At 57.7% G+C, this 17,401-nt stretch carries 18 protein-coding genes; 7 read left to right on the top strand and 11 right to left on the bottom strand.

The window, feature by feature from the left end; all coding sequences use genetic code 11:
* The first annotated feature begins 335 nt into the window (after positions 1–335).
* Complete coding sequence (locus tag HY010_12340) at positions 336–875, top strand: hypothetical protein (protein ID MBI3476513.1); 540 nt, start codon at positions 336–338, stop codon at positions 873–875.
* Between the two features lie 40 nt (positions 876–915).
* On the opposite strand, the gene HY010_12335 is transcribed toward HY010_12340, so the two are convergent.
* Positions 916–1,206, bottom strand: a complete 291-nt coding sequence (locus tag HY010_12335) for a hypothetical protein (protein ID MBI3476512.1) — start codon at positions 1,204–1,206, stop codon at positions 916–918.
* 698 nt (positions 1,207–1,904) lie between these two features.
* Between HY010_12335 and HY010_12330 the strand changes: the two genes are divergently transcribed.
* Entirely contained in the window at positions 1,905–2,354 is a 450-nt protein-coding gene (locus tag HY010_12330) for a hypothetical protein (GenBank protein ID MBI3476511.1), read from the top strand.
* A 104-nt stretch (positions 2,355–2,458) separates the two neighbouring features.
* Here HY010_12330 and HY010_12325 read toward each other — a convergent pair whose 3' ends face one another.
* The 9 genes from HY010_12325 to nadD form a co-directional block, all read right to left on the bottom strand.
* Positions 2,459–3,295 (bottom strand): 1-acyl-sn-glycerol-3-phosphate acyltransferase, encoded by an 837-nt coding sequence (locus HY010_12325; GenBank protein MBI3476510.1) that lies wholly within the window; start codon positions 3,293–3,295, stop codon positions 2,459–2,461.
* Positions 3,296–3,326: 31 nt separating this feature from the next.
* Positions 3,327–4,700, bottom strand: a complete 1,374-nt coding sequence (locus HY010_12320; protein MBI3476509.1) for a bifunctional folylpolyglutamate synthase/dihydrofolate synthase — start codon at positions 4,698–4,700, stop codon at positions 3,327–3,329.
* Positions 4,701–4,904: 204 nt separating this feature from the next.
* On the bottom strand, positions 4,905–5,753 hold the full coding sequence (locus HY010_12315; GenBank protein ID MBI3476508.1) for an acetyl-CoA carboxylase carboxyltransferase subunit beta: 849 nt from the start codon (positions 5,751–5,753) through the stop codon (positions 4,905–4,907).
* Positions 5,754–5,826: 73 nt separating this feature from the next.
* Entirely contained in the window at positions 5,827–6,363 is a 537-nt protein-coding gene (gene cobO, locus HY010_12310; protein ID MBI3476507.1) for a cob(I)yrinic acid a,c-diamide adenosyltransferase, read from the bottom strand.
* 201 nt (positions 6,364–6,564) lie between these two features.
* The gene (locus HY010_12305) at positions 6,565–6,729 is read right to left on the bottom strand and encodes a hypothetical protein (GenBank protein MBI3476506.1); all 165 of its coding nucleotides are present in this window, start codon (positions 6,727–6,729) and stop codon (positions 6,565–6,567) included.
* 159 nt (positions 6,730–6,888) lie between these two features.
* Positions 6,889–7,329 carry a 23S rRNA (pseudouridine(1915)-N(3))-methyltransferase RlmH gene (locus HY010_12300; protein ID MBI3476505.1) on the bottom strand — a complete coding sequence of 147 codons (441 nt, stop codon included), beginning with the start codon at positions 7,327–7,329 and terminating at the stop codon, positions 6,889–6,891.
* 155 nt (positions 7,330–7,484) lie between these two features.
* Positions 7,485–8,330, bottom strand: coding sequence for a methyltransferase domain-containing protein (locus tag HY010_12295; protein ID MBI3476504.1), 846 nt, complete (start codon positions 8,328–8,330; stop codon positions 7,485–7,487).
* Between the two features lies 1 nt (position 8,331).
* Entirely contained in the window at positions 8,332–8,757 is a 426-nt protein-coding gene (gene rsfS, locus HY010_12290; GenBank protein MBI3476503.1) for a ribosome silencing factor, read from the bottom strand.
* Between the two features lie 124 nt (positions 8,758–8,881).
* Complete coding sequence (gene nadD / locus HY010_12285) at positions 8,882–9,580, bottom strand: nicotinate (nicotinamide) nucleotide adenylyltransferase (protein MBI3476502.1); 699 nt, start codon at positions 9,578–9,580, stop codon at positions 8,882–8,884.
* Between the two features lie 266 nt (positions 9,581–9,846).
* Here nadD and HY010_12280 point away from each other — a divergent pair, with 266 nt between their 5' ends.
* Positions 9,847–12,111 carry a response regulator gene (locus HY010_12280; GenBank protein MBI3476501.1) on the top strand — a complete coding sequence of 755 codons (2,265 nt, stop codon included), beginning with the start codon at positions 9,847–9,849 and terminating at the stop codon, positions 12,109–12,111.
* A 192-nt stretch (positions 12,112–12,303) separates the two neighbouring features.
* The gene (locus HY010_12275) at positions 12,304–12,597 is read left to right on the top strand and encodes a hypothetical protein (protein ID MBI3476500.1); all 294 of its coding nucleotides are present in this window, start codon (positions 12,304–12,306) and stop codon (positions 12,595–12,597) included.
* 42 nt (positions 12,598–12,639) lie between these two features.
* Here HY010_12275 and ruvA read toward each other — a convergent pair whose 3' ends face one another.
* The gene (ruvA, locus tag HY010_12270; GenBank protein ID MBI3476499.1) at positions 12,640–13,233 is read right to left on the bottom strand and encodes a Holliday junction branch migration protein RuvA; all 594 of its coding nucleotides are present in this window, start codon (positions 13,231–13,233) and stop codon (positions 12,640–12,642) included.
* Positions 13,234–13,789: 556 nt separating this feature from the next.
* Between ruvA and HY010_12265 the strand changes: the two genes are divergently transcribed.
* The 3 genes from HY010_12265 to HY010_12255 are packed head-to-tail and all read left to right on the top strand — an operon-like array spanning position 13,790 to position 17,383.
* Positions 13,790–16,387: a protein kinase gene (locus HY010_12265; GenBank protein MBI3476498.1), complete on the top strand. Its 2,598-nt coding sequence runs from the start codon at positions 13,790–13,792 to the stop codon at positions 16,385–16,387.
* A gap of 28 nt (positions 16,388–16,415) precedes the next feature.
* Entirely contained in the window at positions 16,416–16,943 is a 528-nt protein-coding gene (locus HY010_12260) for a hypothetical protein (protein MBI3476497.1), read from the top strand.
* A 2-nt stretch (positions 16,944–16,945) separates the two neighbouring features.
* Complete coding sequence (locus HY010_12255) at positions 16,946–17,383, top strand: nuclear transport factor 2 family protein (GenBank protein MBI3476496.1); 438 nt, start codon at positions 16,946–16,948, stop codon at positions 17,381–17,383.
* Positions 17,384–17,401 lie beyond the last annotated feature (18 nt).

The following is a 17,401-nucleotide window of genomic DNA, read 5'->3' as shown; positions in this document are numbered from 1 at the left end:
GCGAAAAATCGCGATTTCACCAAGAACCCACATGGCAGGGCGTCGGGCAGTTGTTGGTGTAATCGCTTGTTTACAACAGCTAGAATGAAAGCGCTATGTCGCCAGAGGTATCACCCCTAGCCCTGCGGGCAGTCGGTGCTCCGCTCTTCATCATTGGCGGTTCCCTGTTAATTCTGATGTCGGCGCTCGGGGCGGCCCCAAGCATGTGGTATTTTTTGTGCTATTGTGCCCTGCCACTCGTCGGGATTGTGTGGCTTTGGAGACCATCCTTAGCTGCTGCGCTTAGCATCGGGCCTCTGATCTCGCTCGTTGCTTTGATGCGGTACGTTCCCGGTATGTGGGCATCTTCTCGAATCTGGGCGGCACTGGTGATGGCGGGGCTGATCGCTGCTTCGGTGCTCGTGGTCGGAGCCTTGCGTGGGTACCGTAAGTGGCAACTGCCCGTTGTTCTTTCCCTCGCTTTTGCGACCTCCGTATTCGCAACCGAGCGCCTGTTTACTAACAAAACGTCTATCCACTCTTATCAGATGAACGTGGCGATAAATGGTCACGCGCCATGGGGAGAAGTGGGGCCGGAGTGGTCGGGAAATTCGCAGCCGATCGTCTTGTACCGTCGCCTCGGGGACAGCTATTGCTACGACGCCTTCCAATCGGATGAATTACGCCAACGGCTCTCTTCTAAGGATGGGCGCACTGTCGAAGTGGAGTACAACGTTTTTAGCGACTTCGGCAAGGAGCGAAGCTACAACGTTAGGTCGGTTGATGGATTGCTCCTAAACGAAGGGCAGCATACGGTGCGAGACTTCGAGCGGTTTGGTGGTCAAATTTTCGGGAGGACGAGTACTTCACCGAACGGCGTCGATAATTGTCGATAAATCGCAATTACACTCAGAACACTCTGCAGGCAGGGTGCAGCTAACGAGGATTGCTGTTCGCCTTGGCTGCGCCTCTAATCAGGAGACACGCTACAACGGCTGCGACGGCCACTCCGGTCAGGGTTACTGGCGGTTCTTTGCCGGTGGCTACTTGGAAGGCTCCCCACGACGCGCTGCAAACATAGAGCGTACCGAGAAAGAGAAGGCGGCGGCGAAGCAGCTTCGCGTCACGCTGCATCTTCTCCGCCTCTCGGATTACGTGTAGGGATGCCCACACGATGGCAGCGGTGGTGAAGGCGACAACAACGATTGCGAGAGCAGCTCCGCGCATAGCGAAGCATCAATTCTAGTCGTCATCAGGATGATAGATGGCGAAGAATCGCGATATCACCAATCATCAGGAGTTGTTGTCGGGAGTTTTGTTTTGCCAGCTGCTTTCCTGACTATTGGGATGCTTCTAGTGCGGCGCAGGGCGAATTCAACAGGGCCGGTTTCCCGATCGTAGGTGGTGTAATCGCCTGATTTCAACAATTGACTGCGTACACCGCACGTAATCTTGTTCCCGAAGCGATGGCGATCTAGAGTGATTGATGGGTGGTAGGTGCATTGGACTTCAAAGCTGGATTCTCACTCGTGATCGGGATACTGATGGCGCTCGCATCCGTGGCATTTGCGCGGGGCGTCGTCCTCATCGCTGAAGACTATTCTCGCACTGATGTCGGGAAGGGCTGGAATACAATCGGCTTGGTTATTACTTTGTTGCTGGCGTGTGCCTCGACGTTTGAGACATATCGATTCCTGAAGTTCTTCTTTAATGATCTTCGAGCAAGGCGTGCGCAGCGGCACCCCAATTAATTTTCCGACGACTCTTGTCGGGAATCCGAACCTCACTGCTATCGTGAATGAAGGGACGCCCCGATCTAGTTGGCGTAACATCGCCACTACACCAACTACCCGGCCCGGCTGAGGGCAGTTGTTGGTGAAATCGCCTGTTAACAGCAACTACAACAGATCGCGTAAAATCGCGGCGTGGCATTTGATCGAGACCTAATCGAGGCAAGACTCGCTCTCAATCTAATTGCTTCTGCCGAGATGCCGCAGATCGCCTTGGGTGCGCTTGAAGCAGGTCTTGACGGCAAGGCGATAAGGCGCTTGGCTGTTCTCGAACACCCTACCTACTTCGAGGTTGCCGAAGTGCTTCCCCGTGTGATGCAGGAACTGGGACTAACTCAGATTCCGATTGGAGAGGCGGCTGTGCGCGTGGCGAAGCAGATTGCCAGAGAGATTCTAAACAGCGGAGATGATCCGCTTCGGCACATTCGTGATTTTGAGTCACTGTGGGTTCGCTCAGACTACGCGGATCAAATCAGCAGTTTGGGAACTTTGTACGATGACGTATGGATTGCGCAGTCTACAGGCCGTTCCGACGAGGAGACTCGCGACTGGGTTAAATCGATTCTCAAGGACTTTGTGCAATAGTCTGATGTCAGTTGGCGTAACATCGCAATTACACTCACTGACCGCTGGTCACTGCCGATCCATTCAGTTACAAGTCGCTTCCGGACGGGCGGTGTTGTCTGCGCTCAGGATGGCAGTTGTTGGGAAGGCGCTGCTCGAAGGTCTTCGATTGCGGCTTTGACTTTCGCGGATACGGCTTCCATATCGCGGAGAGTCAGTCCGGCGGTCGAGATTGGTTCGCCGACGCGCATTTCGAGCGGACGGCTCTTGATGTGATAGGTGTTCATCGGCAGTAAATCAAACGTTCCAACGAGCGCGATGGGGATGATGTCCGCATGCGCTTTGATGGCGAGGAAAAATGCTCCGGGCAGAAACGGGAGAATCTCTCCATTCGGAGTGCGTCCGCCTTCGGGGAAGATCACGAGGGGCACGCCATTTCGCAGGCTCTTGAGCGCGGACTTGATGGAACCGATAGACGCCGCCGGATTCTGCTGGTTGATGCAGACTTGCCCGGAGCGGCGGAGATGCCATCCGACGAACGGGTAGCCAAGCAGTTCGCTTTTGAAGATGATGCGGAACTGAAACGGCAAATTAACGTAGAGAATCGGAATGTCGAGCGCCGACGCGTGCGTGGCGGCGTACAGGCGCGGCGCGGTGCCGGTTACCTTCTCCATGCCAGTTACGGTTACCGGAGACTGGATCGTTTTCATGATCAGCCACGACCAGAGGAACGCGAGCTTGTGTTGCAGGCGTCCGTCGCGATCGAAGAGGGAGACGATCAGGGAGACAGTCCCGAGAAAAAGCGTGTAGGCCCAGATCAGGGGATTGAAATAGAAGTAAGAGCGCAGGCGGCTGGGCCATCCGTAACGGCGGTCGTCCGTGGCCGGGCGCGCCGGGGCGGGCGCGGTCGCAGAGGGCGATGGCGCTTTGTCTACTTCGGCGATGGTGGTCAATTCGGTCAAAACGCTCGTCCCTTAACTTTGCGCTTCTAATTTAGATGCGCAGCTTCAGCGTACGCATCATTTCTCCGACAATGTAAATCGAACCGGTTACCACAACCAGGCCCCCGGGTCCTGCAATCTGGCGAGCTTTCGCCAGTGCGGAGGGTACATCTAGCGCTTCATCAATGTCGGTTTCGACACGCGATGCGGCTTGCCGGATCTCTGCCGAGGTTGCAGAGCGCGGGTTGTTGGCCTGGGTCAGGATCACGTGGTCGGCGATCGGGAAGAGAATCTCCGCGACTTCCGAGATTGCTTTGTCGCGCATCACGCCAAAGACCAGCGTGACTTTTCGATCTTCATAGGCAGCCGATAACGTCGACCGCAAGGCCCATGCCCCGGCGGGATTGTGGGCCACATCGAGGACAATCTCGGGCGAGCCGGCGGCGGCAGGGACAACCTGAAAGCGTCCGGGCCAGCGCGTGTCGCGAATGCCCTGTTCGATGGAACGCGGCGTGATTTGTGCGAATCCCTGGTTGTGAAGTTCCTCCGCAGAAGCCACGGCCAGAGCAATGTTGCGAAGCTGGTGACGCCCGAGCAGCGGCGACTCCACCAGAATCTGTTGTCCCATGACCTGGAGCGGGTAACGCGAGCGAGGGGTTCCGGATTGTTTGTCGGCGGGATCGTTGTTGGCCTTCGCCCAGAATTCCGAACTGCCGGGTGAAACTGGCGGTACGTACTGGACGGCGCTGATTGCGCGCGCGCCCTGATCGAGGATCGCGTTGCCGATGACGTCGTTCGCTTCCGGCATCTGGGGCAGCGTCACGACTACGCTGCCGGGCCGGATGATGCCGGCCTTTTCGCGGGCGATCTCGCGGACGGTGCCGCCCAGGTACTGCTGGTGATCGAGCGCGATATCCGTGATGATGCTCAGCTTCGGCTCAACTACGTTAGTCGCGTCGAGACGCCCGCCCATGCCGACTTCGAGGACGACGATGTCGGGCCTGGTGCGGGAGAAATATTCGAATGCCATTGCCGTCAGCATCTCGAAAAAGCTGGGATGCCAGGGCAAGTCGCCTTCGCTGACCAGCCGCTCGGCGGTGCGGCCGACGACATCGTGGAGCATCGCAAAATCGTCGTCCGGAATGGGCGAGCCATCGAGTTGAATGCGTTCGTTGATCCGCACGAGATGGGGAGAAGTGTAGAGGCCTGTCTTCAGCCCTGAGGCTTGCAGGATCGCGGCCAGAGTCGCGGAAGTTGATCCTTTGCCGTTGGTGCCGGCGATCAGAACGGATGTGAGCTTCTTTTCCGGATGACCGAGCGCTCCGAGCAACACACGCACGTGCGCCAGGTCGAACTTGTGCGACGGCGTCGTGGCCAGTTCGTGGCCCAACGCGTACATCTGCGCGATGGCGGTTTCGTAAGACACAGTCGTGGGTCGCTCGCCGTTGGCCGTTCGCAAGGTCAAAGGCCTAATGATAAAGGGTATCAACTCTGGGTGGCGGCTTCGACACGCTCGCATCCAAAGGTGTCCTGACAGGGTCAAAGGGCTATGCAGGAGAATTAAGCAGAGCGGCAGGATCTTGCCGAGACCGGGTTTGCGAAGGACGAACGGCGATCGACCAACGACTGGCTACGCTGCTTGCGCCATGAAATCCAATGCCCGTCCGATGTAGGCCTTCATGTTTTTACGGTGGATCACGGCGTCAAGCATGCCGTGCTCGAGGAGAAATTCGGAGCGCTGAAATCCCTGCGGCAGCTTTTGGCGGATGGTCTGCTCGATGACGCGCGGTCCCGCAAAGCCGATAAGCGCACCGGGTTCGGCCACGTTCAGGTCGCCGAGCATGGCAAATGAGGCGGTGGTGCCGCCAGTGGTCGGGTCGGTGAGAACGGAAATGTAGGGGACGCGCGCTGTGTCCAGTCGGGCGAGCGCGGCGGAAATCTTGGCGAGCTGCATCAGGCTGACTGCGCCTTCCATCATGCGGGCACCGCCGGAAGCGGAGATGATGATGATCGGAGTTTTCGTCGCGGTAGCTTTTTCGACGGCCCGCGTGATTGCTTCGCCGACGACCGCTCCCATGCTGCCGCCGATGAAGGCGTATTCCATCGCACTGATGATCACCGGCCGTCCATTCAGCTTGCCATGGGCGTTGATGATGGCGTCCTTGAGCCCGGTGTCCTTCTTCGCCTGCTTCAGGCGCGAGGAATAGGCTTTCAGGTCGACGAACTTCAAGGGGTCGGTGGAGACCAGGTCGCTGTCGAAGACTTCGTATTGATCATCGTCGAGGAGCTGGGCGAGGCGGGTACGGGCGTCGATGCGGAAATGCTTATCGCATTTCGGGCAGACGTTCAGGTTTTCTTCGAGATCTTTCTTCCAGATGATCTGGCGGCACTCGTCGCACTTAACCCACAGTCCTTCGGTGCGGACTTTTTTCTCGCCCGAAGTGTCGAGCTCACCGGATTGGCGTTTGAACCAAGTCATTGGAAACAGTTCTCAGTTGCTGGTTCTCAGTCTCAGTCACCCCAACACCTTGCCTCAGAACTGGAAAACGGAACTAGTATTCGATTCCCCGTTGCGCCATCACGCCTTTTTCGTAGGCGTGTTTGACTTGGCGCATTTCGGTTACGGTGTCGGCAATCTCGACGATGGTCGGATGGGCATTCCTTCCGGTCAGGATTACGTGAACCATCTCCGGCTTCTTTTTTAATGACTCGACTACTTTTGCCGGGTCCAGCATGCCATAGCTGATGGCGTAATTGATTTCGTCGAGCACCACCAAATCCCACTCGCCGGATTGGATGGCCTGATCAGCTTCGGCCCAGGCTGTTTCCACCATGCGTACATCTTCGGGATCCGGCTTTTCCGCGCCTACTTTTACGAAGCCCCGGCCCATTTGCTTCAGCAGGAACTTATCGCCGAACGCTTTCACGGCGTCAAGTTCTCCGTAATGCCATGAGCCCTTAAGGAATTGCAGCATCAGAACGCGCATTCCCTGGCCGACGGCACGTAACGCGGTCCCCATGGCAGCGGTGGTTTTTCCTTTGCCGGGTCCGGTATTCACAATGATGAGACCGCGGCGGATGTCTGACATAGGACCGAATTCGCAATTCTACGCGGATGAGGGAGTCTGCGCCACACCCTGCGGGCAAGTGTCTGAGGCAGAAGCTTTTACCACGAAGGGACAAGCAGGAGATGCACACGCGGGAAATCAATCTTGAGTCCGACGAAAAAAGGCGGATGGCTTTTTGGGGCCATCCGCCTCCGGTGAGACGGGGAAGACAATCGAAATCTATTAGGGCATTTCGACTACGTGACGCATTTTGATCTGCTGCTCATCGTTGGCAGCCGGATCTTCGGCGCCGAGGAGCCGGGCTGCGATGCGGAGCGCTTCCATTTCTTTGCGGACCCGCACCAGTTCCTGTTCTTTTGCGCGCAGTACGTCGTAAGGGTTTTTCATTGGGGAGGGCCTTCTTACCAGTATTCAGGACTGTGCTTGCCTGACGAAACCTACTGTAAGCCATCTTCCCCGGAAGTGAAACCTGCCAGAGGTGCATACGGTCCAGGATTGTTAGCTGCGTGGAATCGGACGGATGGGCGATGACTGATTACTGAGTAGTTAATGTCCGAGGTGATAGGGATGATTTTTCAGGATGGTGAAGGCGCGATAAAGCTGTTCCAGAAGAACGACACGTGCCAATTCGTGGGGAAGGGTCATCTTGCCTAGCGATAGTGTGAAAGCGGCCTGGGTTCGGGCTTCTGGGCTGAAGCCGTCCGCTCCTCCGATGGCGAAGAGCAACGGGATGGCTTGGATTTGTTCGCGGTCCAGAAACCCGGATAATTCCTCGGAGGAAAGCTGCTTGCCGCGCGAATCGAGCAGGATCAGCTTATGACGTTCTTTTTGACGATCGCCGCGCGCAAGAGACAGGATAGCGGCCTCGTCTTTAGCCACAACGCCCGCGGATTCGGCATAGTGCGCGATGCGCTTCAGGTACAGGTCGGTGAGAGTCTGGAGGGCGGGCTCCTTGGTTTTGCCGATCCATGCGATCTTTAATTTCATTCTGTTTGCTGCAGCGATATTGAATCATGAACTCAAAGAAGCAGGTGTCAGGCCTTAGGTGTTAGGTCTCAGGAAAACCTGGAGCCTAAGACCTAGCACCTGAGACCTGTATGCCTGAAAACGTCGTTCGTCCTTCGACGATTGCTTATTCGCTGTCAGGCTTTGCCGGACGCAAAGATCACTCTGGCTCCGAACTGAATTTCGTCTCCGACGCGGTATTGATTGATGGCCTTATGGGCTTCCGGCAAAATTCGCGCCCACGCTTTTTCAGGAACCCGGTCGAGCATGGTGCGGAAAGGGGTGGCCACGGCGCTCGCGTATTCAAAGACTTCCTCAGCGCTGCCGCGCCAGGTCCAAGGGACATTCTGCTCGGATTCTTCCACAGCCTTGAATCCTGCCGAACGCAGAGTTTCCGAAAGCGAGTTTGTCGCCGAGAATCGAAAGGGGTCGCCGCTACCTGGCTGCAGCAATTCTCCCCCAACGTGTCGGTGCACAATCTTCATCGTCGTCTGCCAGTAGGGCTGTTCGAACGATCCCCAGACGACAAAGCAGGCACGGGCACCCGGCTTAAGCACGCGCTGTAGTTCAGCGAGGGCTTGTTTGACGTCGCCAAAAAACATCACGGCAAAGCGGCAGGTCGCCAGATCGAAACTCTTGTCCGGGAAGGGCAAGTTGTGGGCGTCGGCTTGTTGGGTAGAGAAGTTTTGCAGGTTCTTGTTCTGCGCTCTCTGCGCGGCCAACTCCAGAAGTTCGGCGCTCAAGTCGACGGCGGTTACCGACCCGTCCGGGCCCACTCGTTGCGCCAGGCTGATGCCGGGCTCGCCGGTGCCGCTGGCGAGATCGAGAATCTTCATGCCGGGTTGGGGCGCGGCGTAGTTGACTATCGCTTCGGTGACGGCGCTGCCCATTACCGCCGACTTCGCTTTCCACTTCTCCGCCGCGATCAACCGGTAGGACGATCCCCACGACGGTGAGGGCGAAGGTGAATTGGAAGGAGGCAATCTAGGCTCGTTTCTTCTTGCCCGCCGTGGTCGTCGATGGCTTGGCGGCGGCGCGGCGCTTGGGGAGCAACTGCGATGGCTCCAGCTTGGTGGCCGACTTCCACAGGCGTTCCAGATCGTAGTACTGGCGGGCGTTCTCGGTGAAAATGTGGACGACGAAATCGACATAGTCGAGCAGCACCCACTCCGCCTGCTTGTAGCCTTCTTTATGCGCGGTACGGATGCCGAGGCCTTCGAGGCGCTCGTCGACGGCATCGGCGATTGCCTGCACCTGCCGGGGATTGGTCCCGCTGCAGACTACGAAATAGTCGGTGAACGCTCCGGAATCTTTTTCCAACTCGAGGATGCTGACTTGTTCGGCTTTCTTATCCTGGCAAGCGAGAATGGCTTCGTGGACCTGGCGTTTGAGAACGGTCTCTTTCTTCATAGGTAGATAGATTGATTGTACCGTGGGAAGGGGCTTCGGGCGGCGAGCTGCGGGCTTCGAGCGACCAGGACGCTGGGAGCTCGTGGCCCCAGCACCTCTGCAACCTCACCTCTTAACTCTGACCTTAGCGATAGAGTCCGGTCTTGCGGACGTAGTCGGCTACGCGGGGGTCGAGCCATCTTCCGAGAGGCTTGCCCTGGGCAGCGGCTGCACGAATCATCGTGGCGGAGACATTTTGCTGCACACCTTCGAGTAAGTGAAGAGTGACGCCGGGCAGGACCAGGTCTCCGCTGGCGGCTTGCTTTTGAAATGGCTTGGTTACGGCGGCGGGAGGGCGTACGCTTTCAGGCAAGGATTCCGCTACATCGCGCAAGGAGAATCCTGGACGGCTCGCCACCACGAAGTCACACTCCGCGAGCAGGGCTCTTGCTTCATACCATTTCGCGATGTCACGGAACGCGTCGATACCAATCAGCAGGAAGAGGCGGTCAGCTTTCTTGAGCGTTTGTTTCAGGCGGCGCACGGTGTCGATCGTGTAATTGGGGGGCGCGGGCAGCGAGGTTTTGGTTGGTCCAGGGGCGCGCAATTCTGCGGGCGCTTCCAACATTGAGGGCACGAAGTGCTTCTGGTCCGCGGTCGCCAGGGCCACCATGGCATAGCGATGGACAAAGGCGGTCACGGGTTGTTTCTGTTTATGGGGAGGCACGTTGGCCGGCACGAAAAGTACCTGCCGCAGCTCAAAACGTTCCGCCGCCGCCTGCGCCAGGGCGAGATGCCCACGATGGATGGGATCGAAGCTGCCACCGAAAAGTCCGATGTTCATTGGTGATTGACCGGGGCTGCGCCGTCAGTTTCATGGTTTCCGGCGGGAGTTGCAAGTCTTTGTTCGACGAATGACAACGTGTACCACTGATTTTTCTGAATTTGGCATCTCAGCATAGGCTGTTCAATTCGCCAGTTGCCTCTCTGTAAGTCGAGCCTGCCATGCTGTCCTATCGGGCAATAGGCATTTGGGCGAGATGATAAGACGGGCTGGACTGGCGTAACTCGCTCCTCTAACACGAACCCGCATACTATGAGGTCATGCGAATGAAGCTCCCCCTCATCCGCACTTTCGCAATCGCTCCCGCACGTGCGCCTATTCTGCGCTACGGCGTGGCGCTCCTCAGCACCGTACTGGCGCTGATCCCGACTCTATTTCTATCGGACATGGCGGAAAGCCGCCTGGTTGTTTTCGCCGTCGCCGTAATGGTGAGCGCCTGGTACGGAGGTTGGAAGCCCGGACTGGCTGCTACTTCATTCGCGCTGACCGTGAGCGCCTACTACTCGCTTGTCGGTTACCACAATGCGCCGGAATTCCGCAAAGCGGTCGCGCACATGGTGCTGTTCTTCGCCGTGGCGTTGCTGATCTGCTGGTTCAACGGCGCGCTGCGCGCGACCCAGGAAAGCTTGCGGCGTTCGGAGAGCAATTTTCGTTCTCTCGTCACCAATGCGCCGTACGGGATTTGCCGTTGCGACAGCCTGGGCGTGCTGCTGGATGCGAACCCGGCGTTAAGCGCGATGCTGGGATTTTCCAGTGCGGATGAAGTGGTCGGCAGGCATCTGGGCGGACTGTACGTCGACGCGCAGCAGTGGTTTCAGACCGCAGACTACTTTCACGCAGGGAAAGAATTCAACAATCTTCCGACCGAACTGGCCCGGCCGGACGGTTCGACCATTCTTGCCCGGATGTCCGGGCGAGTCATTCCTAACGGCCGGACTGGACCGACATTTCAAATATTCATGGAAGACATCACAGAACGGCGAGGGCTGGAACAGCAACTTCGTCAGGCGCAGAAGATGGAAGCCATCGGCCGGCTTGCCGGTGGGATCGCGCACGATTTCAACAATCTGTTGATGGTGATTTCCGGCTATTCGGAATTTCTGCTGGAGCGGCTTGGTCCGGATCTATCGTTGCGCGGACCGGCGCAGGAAATTGCCAACGCAGCGCAGCGGGCGACGTCTTTGACACGGCAGCTCCTGGCCTTCAGCCGCAAGCAGATGCTGGCTCCCAAGGTGCTCGACCTGAACGAAGTGGTCACGGAAAACCTGAAGATGCTGACGCGCATGATCGGCGAGGACATCGATCTGGTGATGGTACCGACGCCCACTATTGGCGCGGTGCGCGCTGATCCCGGACAAATCGATCAGGTGATCATGAACCTGGCCGTGAATGCCCGCGACGCGATGCCGGAAGGCGGCAAGCTCACGATCGAAACGTCGAATGTTTTCCTCGACGAAAATTTTGCGCGTACCCATGCTCCGCTTGAAGCGGGCGATTACGTGATGCTGGCGATCAGCGATACGGGCCTGGGGATGGATCTGGAAACGCAGTCCCGCATTTTTGAACCGTTCTTCACGACCAAGGGCGCGAAGGGCACGGGACTGGGTTTATCAACGGTGTATGGAATTGTGAAGCAGAGCGGTGCGTACATTTTTGTGGAAAGCCAACCGAACCGCGGCACAACCTTCCGCACGTATTTCCCGCGCGTGGACGGAAAAGAGGATGCGGTTGCGGCCCAGGAAGCGCTGGGATTTCCGCGTCGCCAACGCGGGCAGGAAACGATTCTGCTGGTCGAGGATGAAATCAACTTGCGGCGGCTGGCGCGGCAGTATCTGGAAACGCAGGGCTACAAGATTCTCGAAGCAGAAGATGGCGCCGCCGCTCTGCAGATTGTTGAAGGGCACAAGGGACAGATCAATCTTGTCCTAACCGATGTTGTCATGCCTGGAATGAATGGGCGCGAACTGGCGGTGGCCATTTCGTCTGCGCTTCCAGATATCCGGGTCCTCTACATGTCGGGATACACCGAGAATGCGATTGGTCACAATGGCACGCTCGATGCCGGCATCAACCTGTTACAAAAACCGTTCAGCCTTCCCGCTTTGAAGGACAAAGTTCGAGAAGTTCTGGACTCCGAGCCAATCCCCGAGGAGGCCACCATGCCAAGCCGCAGCACTGCCACTGTTTTGACTGGAAAGAAGATTCCACCGTTCCGCGCACGCCGGTTCAACCTGCATCTGCCGCTCCGCTATCGCTTGCTGGGCGAGCAGCGCTGGCTGCAAGGGACTACGGAAAATATCAGCCGCTCCGGACTGCTGTTCCAGGCGGAAGAAATTCTTCAACCCAACGCACAGCTGGAAATCAATCTCGTGCTTCCAGCCGAGATTGCTGGACTGGCGGCAACGGAAGTTGTGTGTCGTGGAGAAGTAGTCCGCGCGATTGGCACGCCGGGCAAGGGAGTGAGTCCGGCGCTGGCAGCGAAGATTCTGCAATATCACTTTCAACACGGGTCGCATATGGCAGAAGCGTAAAAGGGCAGGTGTCAGGTCTCAGGTTTTGGGCCTCAGCTTTTCTGACATGAGATCGTAGAACCTGAGGCCTTAGATCTGACACCTGTCACCTGATACCTGTCACCTTCCACCATGACCTATCTCCACACTTGGAAAATCCAAGCAGAGGCTGCTACAGTTCGGCCAGTGGTTAATCTGGCAGGAGTGTGAGCTATGTCTCTGGTTGTAAAGCTGGAAGATGATCTGGGCGAGCGCGGCGAGTGGGTGATGCTGCACGCAATTGTTCCGGGCAACGGCGACAGCGCGTTCCCGCTGCTGAGTGGCATTGACCCGTTCGGCAAGACTGTCTTCAACCATCTGCAAATGGCAGTATTTCTCAGCGAATGGGATCGCGTGAAGGACCGCGCGCGCGATGAATCGCAGATGGAAGCCTGGCAGAAAGTAAAAGCGATGGCGGAGCACTGCCGCGGAGATCGCGATTTGTATTTGCGGTTCGTAGGGAACTAGTAGAGCGTTCTGTAGAGAAGCCGCCTGCCGCGTTTGTATCGCTTATTTCGACAATCCTGCCAGTACTTCTCTGAATAGAACTTCAAAATTCTGCGTACTTTTGTTGCCGCGGGTTACTGCCTGCAGAGCCTTCTCAGCGGCGGGGCGTTGATACCCGAGATTGACCAGGGCGGAGAGAACGTCTTCTTCTACTGGACTGGCGGCGGTCATGCTGACTTCGGTCGTTCCAGTCGGTGCGGGAAGTTTGTCGCGGAGTTCGAGGACCATGCGTTCGGCGGTCTTCTTGCCGATGCCGGGAATGCGCGTAAGGCGCGCGAGATCTCCGCTGCGGATGGCGCCCACCATTTCATCTGCGGGCATGCCGCTCAGGATGGTGATCGCGAGCTTCGGGCCGATCCCACTCACGGTGAGCAGCTTTTCGAAAAGATGTTTCTCCGCGAGCCGCTGGAATCCGTAGAGACTGAGCGCGTCTTCGCGAACGTGAGTGTGAATGTGCAGTGCGACTTCCGCGCCGGCGGCGGGAAGCTCCGAAAATGTCGGCACGCTGATCACGACGTCATAGCCGACGCCGTGCGTTTCCACAATCGCCTGATTGGGATGCTTGCTGAGCAGCGTTCCGCGAAGATGCGCGATCATCGGGCCTAGTGTAACGCAGTGTGAGACGAGGTCAGAGGTGTGAGGTCAGATTGTAGAGGTGAAAACCGTTTGCCACTTGTGTTTTTCACATTTGCAATCCAACCTCTTACCTCTGACCTGCTGTACAGCCCTACTTTTCCTGTGCCTTTCCACAAGAAATCCCTGACCTCCACAGTTTCTTCACAGGCGAGGAAGTCTTTGCGCTTGCGCGGATGCGCGTGATCCCGCAAGGTACATGCAGTCAGAGCGCGGACATTCTGAAGCACTGCCGACTCTGGTTTCAGCGTTGCCGGTGATTCCTCGAGAGTGAATCATCGGGGGAAGAGCGGTTCACTTCGGTGAATTGGCGCCCGGGCGTTGCGGCCTCCAACGAAATCCTCCCTTCCAAGGCAGGATGGACGCGCTGAACCGGATTTTCGGGGCGTAAGCTTCGACGGCATCCAGAATTTCGCGACAAACGATGCGGCTTGGGTGGCTGGCCCGGGCCGCATTTGTTTTTTGTGAAACCCCTCCCCCTTCCGTTGTTTGCTCTGAAGGTTATAATCGTGGCCCACTGATGAACCTGACTCCCGGAACCAAGCTTGGACCCTACGAAATCGTTTCCCTGATCGGCGCGGGCGGCATGGGCGAGGTGTATCGCGCGCGTGACTCCCGTCTTAAGCGCGAAGTTGCAATCAAAGTCTTGCCGCAGGCGCTTTCGCTGGACGCGGACCGGCTTCGCCGCTTTGAGCAGGAAGCCCTGGCGACGGCTGCTCTAAATCATCCCAACATTCTCGCGGTCTTTGATATTGGTGCGGATATTGGCGCGGGCGCGACCCGGCCTTACGTCGTCTCGGAACTGCTCGAAGGCGAAACTCTGCGCGAGCGCTTGCGTAGCGGAGCGATTCCGGTGCGCAAGGCTCTCGATTTTGCGATGCAGATGGCGCGCGGACTCGCCGCAGCGCACGAAAAAGGAATCGTTCACCGCGATCTGAAGCCCGAGAATCTGTTCCTCACCAAAGACGGCCGGTTGAAGATCCTCGATTTCGGCCTGGCGAAATTGACGCAAAGCGATTCGGGTTCGAATACGTCGATGGCGACCGTCACTCATGGCACCGAAGCTGGCGTCGTACTTGGGACAGCCGGCTACATGTCGCCCGAGCAGGTACGCGGACAGGCGCTCGATCCGCGATCGGACATTTTCAGTTTCGGCGCGATCTTGTACGAGATGATCTCCGGCAAGCGCGCATTTCACGGCGAGTCGCCCGCCGACACGATGAGCGCGATCCTGAAAGAGGAGCCGCCGGAACTCGCCGAAACCAATCGCAATGTTTCGCCAGCGCTTGAGCGCATCGTGCACCATTGCCTGGAGAAGAATCCCGAAGCGCGCTTTCATGCTGCCAGCGACATCGCATTCGACCTGGAACATCTGACGGGAGTTTCTAGCACCTCGACACGCGCTACGCCGCTGGAAGCAGCGGCGCCCGATCGAAAGAAGTTGTTGTATCTCGTGGCTGGAATCGCCCTTGCCGTGGTCATGCTCGGTCTTGGTTGGTGGCTGGGCAGGGCTGGTGGCCAGGCTCCGCTCGCTGAGTACAAACAGATCACGTTTCGCACCGGCCTGATCGGCAACGCCCGCTTTACTCCCGATGGCAGCATCGTCTACAGCGCTTCGTGGGAGGGCAGTGGCTTCCAGCTTTACCTGGCCCGCACGGACGATCCGGGCGCGCGCGAACTCAACCTGAAAGACGCCGAATTGCTCTCTATTTCCAAGGGTGGAGAACTGGCGATCCGGATGAACTCGACGTTCTACGGCGGCTATGCTCGCACCGGTACGCTGGCGCGGGTTCCGCTCAGCGGAGGGCCTCCGCGCGAAATCCTCGAGAATGTGCAGGACGCGGACTGGTCTCCCAGCGGCGACAGTCTCGCGGTTGTGCGTTACGTGCCGGAAAACAATCACTGGCGTTTGGAATATCCCATTGGCAAGGTGCTGCTTGACAGCATCAACTGGATCAGCCACCCGAAGATTTCGCCAGACGGTAAGTGGGTTGCGTTTGCCGATCACGGCAACACCAATGGCGACGATCAAGGTGGTGTATCCGTGATTCGCGCGGACGGCTCCGACAACAACAAACAGAAACAGCTTTCGACCGGCTGGACCTCACTGCAGGGCGTACTGTGGTCGCCGAGTGGCGATGAGGTGTGGTTCACCTCCAGCGGCAGCGGCAGCAATTCCAATCCGCGTGCGGTCACTCTTTCCGGCAAACAGCGGACCATCACCAATATTCCCGGGGGAGCCTGGCTCGAAGACATCCAGAACGGAACCACGCTGATGGTGGCGAACCAGCAGCGGATCGGAATTCGCGGAATGGCTCCGGGGGGCAAAGAAGAGCACGAGCTGGGATGGTTTGGCTGGTCGATCATGAACGACATCAGCCGCGACGGGAAGAAACTCCTGTTCGACGAAGAGGGCGATGGCGGCGGGCCGAACTACACCGTGTTCTTGCGTGACACCGACGGATCGCCTCCGTCGCGCATCGGCGAAGGAAGCGGCATGGCGATTTCGCCGGACGCAAAATGGGTCATCACGAAACCCGCCAAAGGCGGGCAGCTGAGTCTGGTGCCGACCGGTGCTGGGGAGACTCGCCAGCTCACGCACGACTCCATCAGCTATGGCCGGGTGGCGTTTCTCCTCGACGGCAAACGCTTGCTGGCTGGCGGAATCGAAGCGGGCCACGGCGCACGTAACTACATCATCGATTTGAGTAATGGCACGTCGAAGCCGATCACGCCCGAGGGTACTGTCGGAGTGCGTCTGTCGCCGGACGGCCGCAGCACGGTGGTGGTGGGACCAGACGGAAAATTCGGGGTTTGGAACCTGGAAGACAACACGCTCAAGCCAATCTCCGGCCTCGATTCCAAGTATTACAGTACCGGCTGGACGCCCGACGGCACTTCCATCTACGTAGCCTCCGGCCGGGGACAGCAGGCCACCGCGAAGGTCTACAAAGTGAACACCACAACCGGCAAGATGGATTTGTGGAAGACTTTTGGGTCGGAAACATCGGGCATCTCGTCGATGGGCGCACCCCGTTTTTCAGCCGACAGCTCGGCGTACGCCTATGTCTACACGCGCGTGCTGTCGCAGGCCTACGTGGTGACGGGGCTGAAGTAGGGACCATCTTTTCGCTCAAGGCAACCGAATGAAGACCTGGCTGCGTTTGACGCTGATCTTGATTACCGTCGGGGGAGGATTCACCGGCGCTGTTCTGACGTTGCAGTCCTTGCCTAACTCCGCGAATCACAAGTTCGCCTTTGTCGTATTCGCCGGCTTATACGTATTCGTGACTGTCAGCGGCTTGGCGTTTGTGAACGATCCTCAGCGGACGCGCCCACTGCTCGCAGCGATAGCAATCCAGATTCCCTGGATTACGTCGCCTGTAATTGTCTACAAGTTTGCAGCCGGCGTTAATACCGTTCTCAGCATGAGTGGCCCCGCACACGCTGGTAATTTCGGCGTTCATTTTGGATGGGCATTTTTTCTGGGCAGCAGCTGGGAGTTTGCGTTGTTGCAAGACAACGCGTGGGGGATCGGCATCAATTGGTTTGCACTGCTGTTGTTCATTCTACTGAGAAGGTCGGTTCGATCGTCGAGCCCCTCAGTGCCGTCGCCAGCACATGCGGCGCTTGACCCAACGCCTGGCCGGACAACTACCGAGGATTCAATCTGACTATGCTTCGACTCTTGTTCTCAACCTTGCTCCTGGCAGCAATGCCACTGCTTGCACAAACGACCAACTCGACGGAAGCAATCCTCGCCCAGGAAAACGCCTTCTGGCGCGCATATGTCGACGGCAACACCCCCGATCTTTCCAAGTTGCTTCTCCCGGACTTCATCAGTGTCGAGAGTGAGATATGGAATCGGGATCAGGTGCTCGACTTCGTCAAGAAATTCCATGCGCAATGTACGCTGGCGCCGGTCAAGATTGTCGATCCGCACGTCACGTTCCTGACTCCTGACATTGCGACGCTGGTGTATCACGCCACCGAGGCACCAACTTGCGGTACCCGAACGATGTCAGGCGAAACCAATATCTCCACGGTCTGGCTTCGTCGTGACGGCCGCTGGCAAATGCATTTGCACACCGAATACGCCATTCCGCCAAAGTAGTGGTGGCCCCGTTGCCAG

The sequence above is a fragment of the Acidobacteriota bacterium genome (assembly GCA_016196065.1).
GTDB lineage: Bacteria > Acidobacteriota > Terriglobia > Terriglobales > Acidobacteriaceae > Acidiflorens.
This window is presented reverse-complemented; position numbering and strand designations above follow the sequence as displayed.

Excerpts from the sequence above, each read along its gene's own strand:
- HY010_12340 (MBI3476513.1), top strand. The coding sequence starts at position 336 with ATGTGGGCATCTTCTCGAATCTGGGCGGCACTGGTGATGGCGGGGCTG.
- HY010_12335 (MBI3476512.1), bottom strand. The coding sequence starts at position 1,206 with ATGCGCGGAGCTGCTCTCGCAATCGTTGTTGTCGCCTTCACCACCGCT.
- HY010_12315 (MBI3476508.1), bottom strand. The coding sequence starts at position 5,753 with ATGACTTGGTTCAAACGCCAATCCGGTGAGCTCGACACTTCGGGCGAG.
- cobO (MBI3476507.1), bottom strand. The coding sequence starts at position 6,363 with ATGTCAGACATCCGCCGCGGTCTCATCATTGTGAATACCGGACCCGGC.
- HY010_12305 (MBI3476506.1), bottom strand. The coding sequence starts at position 6,729 with ATGAAAAACCCTTACGACGTACTGCGCGCAAAAGAACAGGAACTGGTG.
- HY010_12300 (MBI3476505.1), bottom strand. The coding sequence starts at position 7,329 with ATGAAATTAAAGATCGCATGGATCGGCAAAACCAAGGAGCCCGCCCTC.
- rsfS (MBI3476503.1), bottom strand. The coding sequence starts at position 8,757 with ATGAAGAAAGAGACCGTTCTCAAACGCCAGGTCCACGAAGCCATTCTC.
- nadD (MBI3476502.1), bottom strand. The coding sequence starts at position 9,580 with ATGAACATCGGACTTTTCGGTGGCAGCTTCGATCCCATCCATCGTGGG.
- HY010_12280 (MBI3476501.1), top strand. The coding sequence starts at position 9,847 with ATGAAGCTCCCCCTCATCCGCACTTTCGCAATCGCTCCCGCACGTGCG.
- HY010_12275 (MBI3476500.1), top strand. The coding sequence starts at position 12,304 with ATGTCTCTGGTTGTAAAGCTGGAAGATGATCTGGGCGAGCGCGGCGAG.
- ruvA (MBI3476499.1), bottom strand. The coding sequence starts at position 13,233 with ATGATCGCGCATCTTCGCGGAACGCTGCTCAGCAAGCATCCCAATCAG.
- HY010_12265 (MBI3476498.1), top strand. The coding sequence starts at position 13,790 with ATGAACCTGACTCCCGGAACCAAGCTTGGACCCTACGAAATCGTTTCC.
- HY010_12260 (MBI3476497.1), top strand. The coding sequence starts at position 16,416 with ATGAAGACCTGGCTGCGTTTGACGCTGATCTTGATTACCGTCGGGGGA.
- HY010_12255 (MBI3476496.1), top strand. The coding sequence starts at position 16,946 with ATGCTTCGACTCTTGTTCTCAACCTTGCTCCTGGCAGCAATGCCACTG.